The organism is Pseudomonas simiae (assembly GCF_000934565.1).
Taxonomy (GTDB): Bacteria; Pseudomonadota; Gammaproteobacteria; order Pseudomonadales; family Pseudomonadaceae; genus Aquipseudomonas; species Aquipseudomonas simiae.
On the sequence record NZ_CP010896.1, the window covers coordinates 3,557,622 to 3,570,780 of the forward strand.

13 protein-coding genes and 3 pseudogenes are annotated in these 13,159 nt (G+C 61.8%); 5 read left to right on the forward strand and 11 right to left on the reverse strand.

The features are described from left to right. Positions 1-143: 143 nt before the first annotated feature. From PF1751_RS15850 to PF1751_RS15870, 5 genes are read right to left on the reverse strand one after another with little or no spacing between them, the layout of a single operon-like run. Positions 144-932: an ABC transporter ATP-binding protein gene (locus PF1751_RS15850; RefSeq protein WP_010209699.1), complete on the reverse strand. Its 789-nt coding sequence runs from the start codon at positions 930-932 to the stop codon at positions 144-146. Continuing rightward, positions 926-1,915: an ABC transporter permease gene (locus PF1751_RS15855; protein ID WP_010209697.1), complete on the reverse strand. Its 990-nt coding sequence runs from the start codon at positions 1,913-1,915 to the stop codon at positions 926-928. Before PF1751_RS15855 ends, PF1751_RS15850 begins: the two co-directional genes overlap by 7 nt. Then, positions 1,902-2,960 (reverse strand): ABC transporter substrate-binding protein, encoded by a 1,059-nt coding sequence (locus PF1751_RS15860; RefSeq protein WP_044287342.1) that lies wholly within the window; start codon positions 2,958-2,960, stop codon positions 1,902-1,904. The genes PF1751_RS15855 and PF1751_RS15860 overlap by 14 nt, the downstream gene beginning before the upstream one ends. A 53-nt stretch (positions 2,961-3,013) precedes the next feature. Continuing rightward, positions 3,014-4,339 (reverse strand): LLM class flavin-dependent oxidoreductase, encoded by a 1,326-nt coding sequence (locus tag PF1751_RS15865; RefSeq protein ID WP_010209693.1) that lies wholly within the window; start codon positions 4,337-4,339, stop codon positions 3,014-3,016. After that, entirely contained in the window at positions 4,336-5,274 is a 939-nt protein-coding gene (locus PF1751_RS15870) for an aliphatic sulfonate ABC transporter substrate-binding protein (RefSeq protein ID WP_021492729.1), read from the reverse strand. Before PF1751_RS15870 ends, PF1751_RS15865 begins: the two co-directional genes overlap by 4 nt. 245 nt (positions 5,275-5,519) lie before the next feature. Between PF1751_RS15870 and PF1751_RS15875 the strand changes: the two genes are divergently transcribed. Continuing rightward, a complete protein-coding gene (locus PF1751_RS15875) occupies positions 5,520-6,464 on the forward strand; it encodes an aliphatic sulfonate ABC transporter substrate-binding protein (protein ID WP_010209689.1) in 945 nt (314 codons plus the stop codon). Between the two features lie 138 nt (positions 6,465-6,602). Here the strand turns inward: PF1751_RS15875 and PF1751_RS30015 are convergent. After that, positions 6,603-6,731 (reverse strand): annotated as a pseudogene (locus PF1751_RS30015) (FGGY-family carbohydrate kinase); the annotation flags it as partial. Between PF1751_RS30015 and PF1751_RS28460 the strand changes: the two are divergent. After that, positions 6,718-6,931, forward strand: a pseudogene (locus tag PF1751_RS28460) (NAD(P)/FAD-dependent oxidoreductase); the annotation flags it as partial. The pseudogenes PF1751_RS30015 and PF1751_RS28460 sit on opposite strands and share 14 nt — an antisense overlap. Here PF1751_RS28460 and aqpZ read toward each other — a convergent pair. Then, positions 6,861-7,628, reverse strand: a complete 768-nt coding sequence (gene aqpZ / locus PF1751_RS15885; RefSeq protein ID WP_044287343.1) for an aquaporin Z — start codon at positions 7,626-7,628, stop codon at positions 6,861-6,863. The pseudogene PF1751_RS28460 and the gene aqpZ overlap by 71 nt on opposite strands. A 117-nt stretch (positions 7,629-7,745) precedes the next feature. On the opposite strand from aqpZ, the pseudogene PF1751_RS29505 reads away from it, so the two are divergent. Then, a pseudogene (locus PF1751_RS29505) lies at positions 7,746-7,820 on the forward strand (transcriptional regulator); the annotation flags it as partial. 21 nt (positions 7,821-7,841) lie between these two features. On the opposite strand, the gene PF1751_RS15890 reads toward PF1751_RS29505, so the two are convergent. The 3 genes from PF1751_RS15890 to PF1751_RS15900 all read right to left on the reverse strand — a co-directional run bounded on the left by PF1751_RS15890 (position 7,842) and on the right by PF1751_RS15900 (position 10,594). Beyond that, on the reverse strand, positions 7,842-9,026 hold the full coding sequence (locus PF1751_RS15890; protein WP_010209683.1) for a sugar transporter: 1,185 nt from the start codon (positions 9,024-9,026) through the stop codon (positions 7,842-7,844). 123 nt (positions 9,027-9,149) lie between these two features. Beyond that, on the reverse strand, positions 9,150-9,509 hold the full coding sequence (locus PF1751_RS15895) for a type 1 fimbrial protein (protein WP_044287344.1): 360 nt from the start codon (positions 9,507-9,509) through the stop codon (positions 9,150-9,152). An 86-nt stretch (positions 9,510-9,595) separates the two neighbouring features. Then, positions 9,596-10,594, reverse strand: coding sequence for a bile acid:sodium symporter family protein (locus PF1751_RS15900; protein ID WP_010209680.1), 999 nt, complete (start codon positions 10,592-10,594; stop codon positions 9,596-9,598). 86 nt (positions 10,595-10,680) lie between these two features. On the opposite strand from PF1751_RS15900, the gene PF1751_RS15905 reads away from it, so the two are divergent. Next, positions 10,681-11,469 carry an AraC family transcriptional regulator gene (locus PF1751_RS15905; protein ID WP_010209679.1) on the forward strand — a complete coding sequence of 263 codons (789 nt, stop codon included), beginning with the start codon at positions 10,681-10,683 and terminating at the stop codon, positions 11,467-11,469. 72 nt (positions 11,470-11,541) lie between these two features. On the opposite strand, the gene PF1751_RS15910 is transcribed toward PF1751_RS15905, so the two are convergent. After that, a complete protein-coding gene (locus PF1751_RS15910) occupies positions 11,542-12,543 on the reverse strand; it encodes an ABC transporter substrate-binding protein (protein ID WP_044287345.1) in 1,002 nt (333 codons plus the stop codon). Positions 12,544-12,706: 163 nt separating this feature from the next. Here PF1751_RS15910 and PF1751_RS15915 point away from each other — a divergent pair, with 163 nt between their 5' ends. Further along, positions 12,707-13,138 (forward strand): hypothetical protein, encoded by a 432-nt coding sequence (locus PF1751_RS15915; RefSeq protein ID WP_010209678.1) that lies wholly within the window; start codon positions 12,707-12,709, stop codon positions 13,136-13,138. Positions 13,139-13,159 lie beyond the last annotated feature (21 nt).

Genomic DNA, 13,159 nt, shown 5'->3' on the forward strand with positions numbered 1-13,159 from the left:
GGCGGGAACCCCAAACCGGCCTGATCAGCCGGTTTTTTTTCGCCTGTGATTAATGCAGGTCGCGGTCGCCCCCTACACCGCCTTGCCGATCTTTTGCCGCGCTTCGATGCGCACATGTAGGGCCTACACAGTAGCGCCGTCGGCTACCAGTTTTCACCCAACCCCAGCAGGCCCAGAATCTGCCGTCGCAGGTCCACCAGGTAAGGATCGTCGCGGTGCCGGGGGTACGCGCGGTCGATCGTCAGTTGTGCCTGGATCCTGGCGGGGCGATCGCTGAAGACAATCACGCGATTGGCCAGCAGCAAGGCTTCTTCCACATCGTGAGTCACCAACAAAGCCGTATAGCCCTGGCGCTGCCACAAGTCGATCAGCTCCTTTTGCAGGGTGATACGGGTCAGGGAGTCGAGCTTGCCCAACGGCTCATCGAGGATCAGCAGGCGTGGTTGATTGACCAGTGCACGGGCCAAAGCCACTCGCTGCGCCATGCCACCCGACAACTGCCGGGGATAGGCGCGGGCGAACTGGCTGAGGCCGACTTTTTCCAGGGCTTCATCAACCTTGGCCGCATGGGTCTTAAGCAGGCCCTGGGCTTCCAGGCCAACAGCGACGTTGTCCCATACACGGCGCCACGGGTAGAGCGTCGGGTCCTGGAACACCACCACACGGCTGGGATCCGGACCGGTGATCGCCTCACCGTCGGCCAGCAAGCGGCCGGAGTCCGCGGGCTCCAGGCCGGCTACCAGGCGCAGCAAGGTTGACTTGCCGCACCCCGAAGGCCCGAGCAACGCCACGAACTCGCCCGGCGCCACGTCCAACGAAACCCGCTCCAGCACCGGCAGATGCTGGCCGTCCAGGGCAAAACCATGGCTGAGGTTTTCTATCCGCAGCGCCAGACTTTCCGACGCCGATACTGCGTGTGCCAGGGCTACCATTTCATCGATCCTTTCTGCCAGGCCAACAACCGGTCACGCACCAGGAACAACCCGGTGATCAACCCCGAACAAGCGAGCGCCATGATCAGCAAGGCGGCGTACATATTGGCGTAGGCGGCCCAGCCCTGGGCCCATTGCAGGTACCAGCCGATGCCGGATTTGACGCCCATCATTTCTGCCACCACCAGGGTCGAAAACGACGCCCCCAGGCCCATGAACAGGCCGACGAATACATGTGGCAACGCTGCGGGAATCGCCACCTTGAAAATCAGAAAACCCTGCTTGGCACCGAGGGTACGGGCTACGTCGTAGTAGGCTTTGTCCACACTCGCCACACCAGACCAGGTGAGCACCGTGACCGGAAACCAGGTGGCCAGGGCGATCAGAAATACACTGGCACTCCAACTGCTGGGAAACAGAAAAAAGCACAGCGGCAACAGCGCCGTGGACGGCACCGGCCCGAGGATGCGCAACACCGGGTGCAGCCAGTAACCGATGCGCGTCGACCACCCGATCGCCACCCCGGCGATAAACCCGGTGATCGTCCCCAGCGCCACGCCCGAGCCTAGCAGCAATGCCGAGTGCAACAGGCTGTCGGCCAGGCGCGCGTAGTCTTCGATATACACCGCCAGCAACGCCTGGGGCGGCGCAAAAAACGGCACCGGCAACAGCGCCAGTTTGGCGGTCAACAGCTCCCAGCCTCCGAGCAGCACCGGTAAGGCGATCAGCCAAGGGCCGGCATTGCGCAAGCGCTGGCCAAGCTTGGATACCGTGCGCCCCAACAGGCTCAACACGACGTACAGCCCCGCAATACCCACACACAGATTGGCCAGGCCTTGGGTCATCGGCCAATTACGCGTCGCGTTGGGCCAGAAGCTGATCAGCAGCGCGACGGCCAGCCAGGCCCCAACCACCGCCACGCCTTGCCACCGGACTTTGAACGCCAGGGACGGGTTCAGGGTTGTCGCATCAGCTGAAGACATCGGCGGTGATCTCCTTGGCAAACTCCACCGGGTCAGTGCTCTTGCTGATCACTTCGACGGTTTTCAAGTCGGTGACGTAGGTGAGGATTTCCCTGGTCAATGCCGCGCCCACCGCGTGGTGACCGTGGGTGTGGTCGTGGAGGATCGCCTGCACTTCCTCTATCGACGTATTCAATGCATGGGCCTGGAAGCCTTTGGCAACTTCTTCCGGGTGCTGCACGGAATAGTCGTGGGCTTCGAGGATCGCCTGGGTCAAGGCCGCGACCACGCGCTTGTCTTCACGCACCAGTTTGCCGGTGACGCCGACCACGCAGCAGCTGAGGTTGGCGTATTCCTCTACCAGATTGGTAGACAGTTCACGCGCCACGCCAGACTTGATCAGGCGGTACATGAACGGGTCACTGCCGCTCACTGTCTGCACTTCGCCACGCTCCAGCGCAGTGCCCAGCAAGTCGGCGGGATACAGGCGCCACTCCACATCGCGCACCGGGTCCACACCGTGTTTTTTCAGCAGGATCGAGAAGAAATTGCGATCCGGGCTGGCCATGTCGGTCACACCGATGGCCTTGCCCTTGAGGTCCTCCAGCTTGGCCACAGCGCCGTTCACGGCACTGAGCAAACGCAGGCAGCCGCCGTGGGTGCCGGCGGTGAGCTTCACATCGAAACCCTGCTCCAGCGCCTTGAGCCAACGCAACGCCATGCCCACGCCCGCGTCAGCTTTACCGGTGGCGATGGCCTCCAGCAGCACTTCGGTGGAGTTGCCGAAGTTGACCAGCTCCACGTCCAGATTGTGCTTTGTGAAAAACCCCTGGCCATGGGCGATCACCACTGGCGCCAGGCACACGGCGTTGAGGTTGACCGCCAGTTTCAGCTTGCGCGGTGCGTCGAGGCGGATGAACTCACCGGTGCCTGCGGGCTCCTGGGCAGTGTTGTGACCGGCATGTTCGTCGGCGGCAACGCCCAAGCGTGGCAGCGACAGGCTGGCCACAGTGATGCCGGCCAGGCCGAGCAGGCGGCGGCGGGTCAAATGATCGAATATAGCCACAGAAGAATCCCTTTATGTGCGGTAGTGCGGTGTGTAGGAGCGAGCTTTGCGTTTCAGCCAGTAAGCTCGGAGAGGCCCAGGTGCTCACGCAACGTCGACCCTTCGTAAGCGGTGCGGAACAGCCCCTTGCGCTGCAAATGCGGGATCACGCTCTCGACAAACTCGGTGAACGAACCCGGCAAATACCCCGGAGAGATCACAAACCCGTCGCAACCGCCCTGTTCGAACAGCTCGGCCAACTGCTCGGCCACTTGCGCGCCCGTGCCTACTAATTGCGGTACGCGCACGCTGCTGGCGAAGATGCGCCCGAGCTGTTCGAGGGTGGTTTCCGGCCCTTGCATCAACAGCTTTTCAGCGGCGGCCGGGTGGATCAGCGACGACTGGGCGATCTCGGCCAGCGTCGCGCAAAGCGGGAATGGCGACAGGTCCACATTCAGCTGCGACGCCAGGGTCACCAGCCCCAGCTCCGGCCGTGCCAGCGCGTTGTGTTGATCGCGCTTGGCGCGGGCTTGCGCTTCGCTGCCACCAATGAACGGCATCACCGCCGTCAGCACCTTGCAACTGTCAGCCTCACGGCCTTGCTGCACCACCTGCGCACGCACGTCATCGCGAAACGCACGCATGGCCGCCAAGTGCGGATGAATCGTGAAAATCGCCTCGGCCCAACGCGCGCCAAAGCGCCGGCCACGCCCGGAAGAACCGGCCTGAATCAGCACCGGCCGACCCTGGGGCGTGCGCGGAATATTCAACGGGCCTTCAACCCTGAACCACTCGCCCTGATGCTGCACCGAACGGATCAACTCCGGGTCCGCCAGCACGCCGCTTTCGCGATCCAGCTTCAGCGCGCCGTTGCCCCAGCTGTTCCAGAGCTTCAGTGCGACTTCGACAAACTCATCGGCGCGGTCATACCGCAGGTCGTGTTCAAGGTGCTTGTCCTTGCCGAACAGACGCCCTTCACTGTCGTTCATCGAGGTGACGATATTCCACGCCGCCCGCCCCTTGGACAGGTGGTCGAGGGTGGCGAATTCACGGGCGATGTGCGCCGGTTCGTAATAGGTGGTGGAACGCGTCGCGCCCAGGCCCAGCTTACTGGTCTTGCCGACCAGGTAAGAGAGGATCGGCAACGGGTCCAGGCGCGTGGCGTCCTGGGCGCCGTAGCGCAAGGCGAACTCGCGGGAGCCGCCCATCTGATCACCCACGGCCAGGCGATCGGCGAAGAACAGGAAGTCGAACAGCCCCTCCTCCACCACCTTGGCGACCCGCGCGTAGTACTCGGGATCGAGGTAATTGCCAACGGTTTCGGGGTGGCGCCACACCGCATGGCTGTGCACCACCGGCCCACTCAACAAAAACGCGGATAAATGGATTTGGCGGCTCATGGCTTGGGTGTCCACACGGTGATGGCGCTGACCTTCAACGGCTTGGGAATCAACTTGGCGGCGTAGTAGGTGTCGGCGATGCGCTGTTGCTCGGCGAGGTTTTCCACCTTCACCGGGATGATGTCGTAGCTGCGGCGGCTATTGGCGCGCTCCACTGTAGCCGGGGCGATATTGCCCCACAGCGGGCCGAGGATCTCGGCAGCTTCCTTGGGATGGGCCTTCGCCCATTGGCCGGTCTCGCGCAGGGTATCGAAGGTCACCTGCAACACGTCCGGGTGGGCCTTGGCGAATCGCGTGGTCGCCAAGTAGAAACGGTTGTAGTCGGCCAGGCCGTCCTTGCCGTCGGCGATGACACGCACGTGGTGATCCAGCTGTTGGGTGGCGAGGAACGGGTCCCAGATCACCCAGGCGTCCACGCTGCCATTGGCGAAGGCGGCGCCGCCGTCCGGGGCTTCCAGGTAGCGCGGGGTAATATCGGCCAGGGTCAAGCCAGCTTTTCTCAGCGCGGATATCAGCAGGTAATGGCTGCCAGAGCCCTTGGACACGGCGACGGTCTTGCCCTTGAGGTCGGCGATGCTGTGGATCGGCGATTGATCCTGGACGATGATCGCCTGGGCACTCGACGATGAGTTTTCCTGGGCGTAGTAGGTCAACGGTGCATCGGCAGCCTGGGTGAACAGCGCAAAGGCGTCGGCCACGTCGGCGTGCAGGTCGACGCTGCCGGCGTTCAGCGAGCTGAGCAAGCCAGTGCTGAACTCGTGCCAGTTCACCGTGAAACCCAGGGGCTTGAGGCGCTGCTCCAAGTGGCCATTTTGCTTGAGCAGGATCCACAGGGTGGATGAGCGCTGATAGCTGATGTCCAGGGTTTGCTCGGCATGGGCCGCGGTCGCGGCGAACAGCAGGCTGGCGGCAACGATTAGTTTTTTAAACGTCATGGGAGGCCTTGGCGAGGAAGAAACGAAGAGAACTGCATATGCCAAAAAACCGCTTAAGGCCTGGCAGCAAAGTTGATTCGATTATATTAATGATTGGAGATGATGAAAGAATCTTATAATTCTATGGTTATGCTCAATTCATAGGCAGGTGGAAAAAGCGTCCTAAGTTCAGATCGAAAAAGTATTTAACGAATAGTTTTTAGAACTTTAAGCTCAATACTGTTTCGTCAAAAATCGAGCGTGCCATGTCCATACGTCGTCCCCTCGCTGCGGTAGCAGGGTTGCTGGCCTTCTCCGTTGCGGTCAGCGCCGAGGCCCAGGAAACTGTGCGCATCGGTTACCAGAAATCCTCGACCCTGATCACCCTGCTGAAAACCCAGGGCACCCTGGAAAAAGCCCTCAAGGCCGACAACATCGACGTGAGCTGGCATGAGTTCCCCAGTGGCCTGCCCCTGCTCGAAGCGTTGAACGTGGGCAACGTCGACATCAGTGCCGACGTGGCCGACACCGTGCCGATCTTCGCCCAGGCTGCGCAGGCCAAGCTCACCTACTTCGCCCAGGAAGCCCCCTCGCCTTCAGCCCAGGCCATCGTGGTGCGCAAGGACTCGCCGATCCAGCAACTGGCGGACCTCAAAGGCAAGAAAATCGCCGTGACCAAGGCGGCGGGCACCCACTACTTGTTGATTGCCGCGTTGGCCCAGACGGGCCTGGAATTTTCGGATATCACACCGGCCTACCTGTCCCCCGCCGACGGTCGCGCAGCGTTCGAGAACAACAAGGTGGACGCGTGGGTCACCTGGGAACCCTTCCTCACCAGCGTGCAGCGCCAACTGCCAACACGTACCCTGGCGGACGGCGCGGGGCTGGCCAGCTACAAGCGCTACTACCTCACCGGCACGCCGTACGCCAAGGCCCACCCGGACGTGTTGAAAGTGGTGTACGCACAACTGGAAAAGACCGGCCAGTGGGTGAAAACCCACCCGCAAGACGCGGCCAAAGTACTTGGCCCGCTGTGGGGCAACCTGGATGTAGCGACGGTTGAAGCAGCCAATGCGCACCGCAGCTATCAAGTGCAGCCAGTGACGATCGATCAACTGGGCGAACAGCAGAAAATCGCCGATGCCTTCTTCAAGGCGGGCTTATTGCCCAAGGCCGTGGACGCCAAGGATGTACAGACCTGGAAACCTTGAGGGCGGAACAAGGATAGATCCGGTGGCGAAAGCGGTGGGTCGGCCGCTTTGCCCATTGCTGATCTACCGCTATCGCAGGCAAGCCAGCTCCCACAGGTGGACCGCGGCGCAACAGTTGGAGAGTGGTTGGCTGTCGCGCACCCCCAACGCCCTTCCCGCCAGATGCGCCGCGCCCAGCGCCGAGACCTCCGGTGACAGGCTGCGCACCACCGGGCGTTGCAGCAGGTTGGCCAAAAACGGCATCAGCCAACGGTTGCGCGTCGCGCCGATGACCTACAGCCAGCCCAAATACGTGACCTGCCTCGACCTCGGCGCCTGGGGCGCCGTGTTCACCGAAGGTTGGGACCGCCAGATGAAGCTGGTTGGCCAGGAAGCCAAGGACCTCAAGCGGTCAGATCAACACGGTGTGGATCTGCCCACCCGCCGCTGATCGCACGGTGGCGCTGGCTGCGGCGGACCCGCTGATTTGTCGCGCTCACCCAACGAACGCGCCGCCAACGCTCCCATCACCCCGCCGACCATCGGCGCCAGCCAGAACAGCCAAAGCTGCGCAAGGTACTCGCCCCCGGCAAACAACGCCGGCCCGGTGCTGCGTGCAGGGTTCACCGAAATATTGGTCACCGGGATCAGCACCAGGTGAATCAAGGTCAGCGCCAGGCCAATCGCAATGGGTGCAAAGCCAGGCACAGCGCCCGACGAGGTCACGCGCATGATGATGAACAAGAAAAAGAACGTGGCGATGCATTCCGCAAGCAGCGCGGCCTTCATGTCAAAGAGGCCAGGGCTCAATGGGCCATAACCGTTGGCGGCAAAGCCACCTATTGCAAAATCCGGCTGCCCGTTGGCAATCAGGTATAACGCCGCAGAAGCGCCAATCGCACCGGCAACCTGCGCCGCGATGTACGGCAGCACTTCACCGGCCGCTACACGGCGACCCGCCCACAAGCCAAGAGTGACGGCCGGGTTGAAATGCCCACCGGATATTCCGCCTACCGCATAGGCCATGGTCAGCACCGTGAGCCCGAACGCCAGCGAAACGCCGACAAACCCAATGCCCAGTTCCGGGAAAGCCGCCGCCAGGATGGCGCTGCCACAGCCGCCGAACGTCAGCCAGAAAGTACCGATAAACTCGGCGGTCAAACGCTTTTGCACAATCGACTCCATTGCTGTTCAAGTGCCGTCACCACAGGCCGTGGGCGGTCTTGGGCGACGGTAGCAATGGGTATCAAATTGCTGTGTAAGACTTGTCTGGATTACTGCTTTTGAACGTTTAACGTCTGGAGGGAACCGACAGGGCCGGCCAAAGCGCTGTTGAGGGCCATTCACAATGGCCCGATGCATGCGTTGAATGCATTGACGGTGGCGCGGGAGTTTGACTCAGGCTCGCGCCACACCCTGCCCAAACCGGCGGATCGCCAGGCAATACCCAATCAACGCCAGCGCCGCCAGCAACCCGCCCGCCGCGCCGATCCAGGCGAAGCCGAACTGGCTGCCGACCCAACTGCCCACCAGGGCGCCGCCGCCGATGCCGATGTTGTAGATGCCGGAGAACATCGCCATGGCCACGTCGGTGGCATCCGGGGCCAGCACCAGCACTTTGGATTGCATCGCCAGGCCGAAGCCCATGATCGCCATGCCCCAGAACACACTCAGCACCACCAGGTAGGATTCTGCACCGCTCAACGGCAGCAGCAGCGCCAGGCACGCGGCGAGAATGAATACCGCGCCGACCACGAACACATGCGGGTTGAAGCGGTGCACCAGGCTGAACAACAGCGAGCCGATGATGCCGGCGCCGCCGAACACCAGCAGGATCAGGGTCACCGCGCTGCCGCTCATGCCGGCGACGCCTTCGACGAAGGGCTCGATGTAGCTGTAGGCGGTGAATTGCGCGGTCACGGTCATGGCGGTGAGCACGTACAACGCCACCAGCGCCGGGCGCTTGAACAACAGCGGCAGGCTGCGCAAGGAGCCGGAGTTCTGGCTCGGCAGCAGCGGCAAGGTGCGCGCCAGCCAGAACACCAGGGCAGCGGCGAAGGCGCCAATCACCAGGAACGTCGTGCGCCAGCCCATGGCTTCGCCGAGCAGGCGGCCCAGCGGAATACCCAGCACCATCGCCAGGGAAGTACCGGTAGCCAGCAGGCCGAGGGCTTGCACCTGCTTGCCTTCCGGTGCCAGGCGAACGGCCAGCGATGCGGTGATCGACCAGAACAACGCATGGGACAAGGCGATGCCGATGCGACTGAGCATCAGGATGCCAAAGCTGGTAGCGACGCTGGAAAGGATGTGACTGACGATAAACATGCAAAAAAGCACGATCAGCAGTTTGCGCCGTTCAACGTTACGGGTCAGCAGCATGACCGGCAGCGAGGTCAGCGACACGATCCAGGCGTAGATGGTGAGCATCAACCCGACGCTGGACACAGGCATGTCGAAGCTGGCGCCGATGGCGCTGAGCAGCCCGACGGGCACGAATTCGGTGGTGTTGAACACAAAGGCGGCCAACGCGAGGGCGATGACCGGTTGCCAATTGGCTTGGGGCGTTGCGGCTGAAAGGCTCATTGAACGGCGCGGTACTCTGACGGTGATCAAGCGGCCACCCAGGACAAGCGCCGCCGCCGAGCATTCTATAGGTTTCTGGCGCGGCTGTTGACGCCGATCCAGCTCAAAACAACCTCGGTGGCGTCACGGCGCGGTCAGGGTGACCACGTAGGCCCCCGATTGAATGGGTTTGCCGAGGGCATCCACCAGTACATACCGCTGGTCGTAATAGCGCCCATCATTGCTGTCGGCCACTAACTTGACGTCAGCCTGGGCGTTGCCCACTGCCTTCACCGTGCGCACCGGCCGCACCTCGAAATGGCTGCTACGCAGGGCCTGCGGGCAGCTCTTGAGTTCCAGCGTCGACCCACCCGGCGACGCCGCATGACAACTGGGCTCGACAACACTGCCGTGAAACTGAATGACGCCAGAGGATCCCGCCATGCAAGCCCCCGCCCATACCGCAAGAACGCCGGTCATCAGTGAAAAACGCTTAACGTTCATGTCGACGCTCCTTCTTGGGTGGTTAAGAAGGTAGTCGTCGGGCCCGCCGCTTACTTGAGTTTATTCGGCAAACGCTGTGACGTAGTTCAAGGATCCACCTGCCCCATCATTTCCGGAATGCTTTCCGCACGTTTGGCATAACGCTGTGCCAGCGCCGCGCAGACCATCAGCTGGATCTGGTGGAACAGCATAAGCGGCAGGATCAGCACGCCCATGGTCGCTCCGGCGAACAACACTTGGGCCATTGGCACGCCCGTCGCCAGGCTCTTCTTCGAACCGCAGAACAGAATGGTGATGCGGTCTTCCTGGTTGAAGCCGAAGGCCTTGCCCAGCACGGTCGAGGCCACCAGCACCAAGGCCAGCAACACGCAGCACGCCACCACCAGTCCGCCCAGTTCCCATAGCGGGATCTGATGCCAGATGCCTTCGTTGACCGCTTCGCTGAAGGCACCGTACACCACCAGCAGGATCGAGCCCTGGTCGACGAACTTCAGCCAGGATTTATTGCGGCCAACCCATTCGCCGATCCAACGACGGGCGATCTGCCCGGCGATGAACGGCAACAGCAATTGCACGCTGATTTTCAGGATCGCGTCGACGGTAGACCCACCCTCGCCGTGTACGTTGAGCAGCAGCGTCACCAGCAACGGCGTAAGGAAGATCCCGAACAGGCTGGACGCCGCCGCACTGCAAATCGCCGCCGGGATATTGCCCCGCGCCAGGGAGGTGAAGGCAATCGCCGATTGCACCGTGGCCGGCAAGGCACAGAGGTAAAGCATGCCCATGTACAGGTCTTTACCAATCAGCGGCGACAGCAGTGGCTTGAGCGCCAGGCCCAGCAGTGGAAACAGCACAAAGGTCAGGCTGAACACCAGCAGATGCAGGCGCCAGTGGCCGGCACCGGCGACGATGGCCTGGCGCGACAGCTTGGCGCCGTGCAGGAAGAACAGCAACGCAATCGCCAGGTTGGTGACCCAGCCGAAGGCCACGGCAGTCTGGCCGCTGGCGGGCAGCAGGGAAGCGAGGATCACCGTGGCGATCAGGGTCAGGGTGAAGTTGTCAGGCAGAAAACGGGGGCGAGTCATAAGCAGGATCTTCCGGGGGTTGCCAAGAGCGTCGTCGCGACTCTAACGTAACGCCTTGTTACCGACTAACGCCAATGAGCCACTAAATGCCGCCTAAAGGACATGACAAGACCGTCCGCCGCAGTGTGCCTGGGCTTTCCAGCCTGCCGCGGCCGGTGTACGGGCGCACCGAATCCTTGCCCAATCGTGCGCTGACCCGCCGGCACAGCCACCCGTGGGTGCAACTGTCCTACGCGATTTCCGGGGTGCTGGAGATCCAGACCAGCGTCGGCCGCTTCGTCGCACCGCCTCAGCGTGCGGTGTGGATCCCGGCAGGTGTGCCGCACCGCGTGTTCAGTTCGCCCCACACGGAAATGCGCAGCTTGTACCTGGATTGCAGCGTCACCGCCTGGGCGGTCGAACGCTGTCATGTGCTGGAGGTGAGCAGTTTGCTGCGGGAATTGATCCGCAGCTTCAGCGAACTGCCGGTGGAGTATGCCGAGGATGGGCCGGATGGGCGCTTGGCCCAGGTGGTGCTGGACCAACTGGCGGCGGCGCCTCAGGTGGATCTGATGCTACCGCTGCCCCTGGACCCGCGTTTGCGCCACATCTACCGCAGCTTGAACCTGCGCCCGGAACAGCAAACCACATTGAGTCAGTGGAGCCAGAAGCTGGGCGTGAGTGAGAAGACCCTCAGCCGGTTGTTTCTGAGTGATACCGGGCTGACCTTTCGGGCGTGGCGCCAGCGTTTGCGATTGCTGACTGCCCTGCCCGCCCTGGAGCAGGGCGAGCGCGTGACGGATGTGGCGCTGGCCTGTGGGTATGAATCCACCTCGGCGTTTATCAATGCGTTTCGCCAGCAGTTCGAGGCGACGCCAGGGGAGTTCTTCCGCTAGGCAGGCCTTCGCCACAATTGCCTGGCGCCACAGCTATTCGCCATGCCCGCCGTGGCACGCCCTTCGCGGATATCAACTGCCATCGCCACCATGGGCTTCTTCGAAGAAGTAGTCTTTCCAACTGGCAGCCTTGTTTTTCAGCACCCCCAGCGCTTGCAATTTCTCGGCATAGAGGTAGGTGCGCTGCGGCACGATGGTGAAATCGATTTCCGGGTCCTGGACGATCTGCTCCACCAGGTCCAACGGCAGTTTCGACTGTTCTACGCGGATGTATGCCTTGGCCGCTGCCGGTTTATCGGCCTTTATGATCTTCTCGGCCTCGGCCAGCGCGTCATAGAACGCCTTGTAAGTCTTGGGGTTTTCGTCATGAAATTTCTGCGTGGTGTAGAGCACGTTGAACGTCGCCGGACCGCCCAGGATGTCGTAGGAACTGAGCACCTTGTGCACATTCGGATTGAGCAATTCCTGATACTGGAACGGCGGGCTGGAGAAGTGTGAGTTGATCTCCGAACCACCGGCAATCAACGCGGCGGTCGCGTCGGGGTGCGCCAGGCTGATGGAGATGTCGTCGAATTTCTTGTAGTGGGCATCGCCGAACTGCTTGGCGGTCTCGATCTGCAGCGTGCGCGACTGGAAACCCACGCCGGCGGCTGGCACGGCAATGCGGTCGTTTTCGGTGAAATCCTTGAGGGTCTTCACGGTGGGGTTGTTGGTCAGCAGGTAGTTGGGCATCGAGCCGAGGGAGGCGATGGCCTTGACGTTCTGCTTGCCCTTGGTGCGATCCCACAGGGTCAGCATCGGCGGCACACCGGCAGAGACCACATCCAGCGCACCGGCCAGCAGCGACTCGTTCATCGCGGTGGCGCCGGAAATGCTGTTCCACTCCACCTTGATGTCCAGGCCCTGTTCCTTGCCGTGCTTTTCGATCAGGTTCTGGTCGCGCACCACATCGAGGATCAGGTAGCCGATGCCGAATTGCTGGGCGATGCTGATCTTGCCTTCGGCCTGGGCGCCGATACTGATCAACGCTGTCGCAACCGCCAGCAGGGCCAGGGAAGAACGCTTGAAAGTCATAGGAGTCTGCCGCGTTTTTAAGAAGGTGATGGAGCCTAGCGGCGATTTTTAAGACAGGAAAAGAATATCGGGATCTATTGTTATGCAAATCACCCACAAACACTCGCTCGGCTGGTATTGTGCCGCGCTTTGAAAAACTGCCGAACCTGCGAGGAAATGGACGTTGAACACTGACGAAAAAATGACCGGGGACCTGTTCGAGGTGGATAAGCGCCTGTCACTCAAACCCGTGGTGGACTTCAACGCCTACCTGCGCAGCGCCTTCGGCGACGGCCCGTGCAGCTGCATCCGCTGCACGGCCAGCCAAGGTGATGAAACCGGCTATGAGTTCCAGCACACCTTCACCTTCGACGGTAAACCCACCCAACGCCGCTTCGCATCCACGGCGGGCAGCGATGTGCTGCAGGCGCTGAAGAAAGCCTGGTTGTCGTACACCAAGGCCGAGTTGCCGTTGAGCGGTGTACTGGCGCTGGACACCGTGAAGGAGTTTGTTGAACCGCAACTGCATAAACGCCTGGCACCGCTGTTTTTGGCCAGTGGGTTGGTCAAGGATGTGGGCGGAGAATCACACCTGTTGCCTCAGATGGCCGGCTGACAGACGTGCAACAGGTCAAGG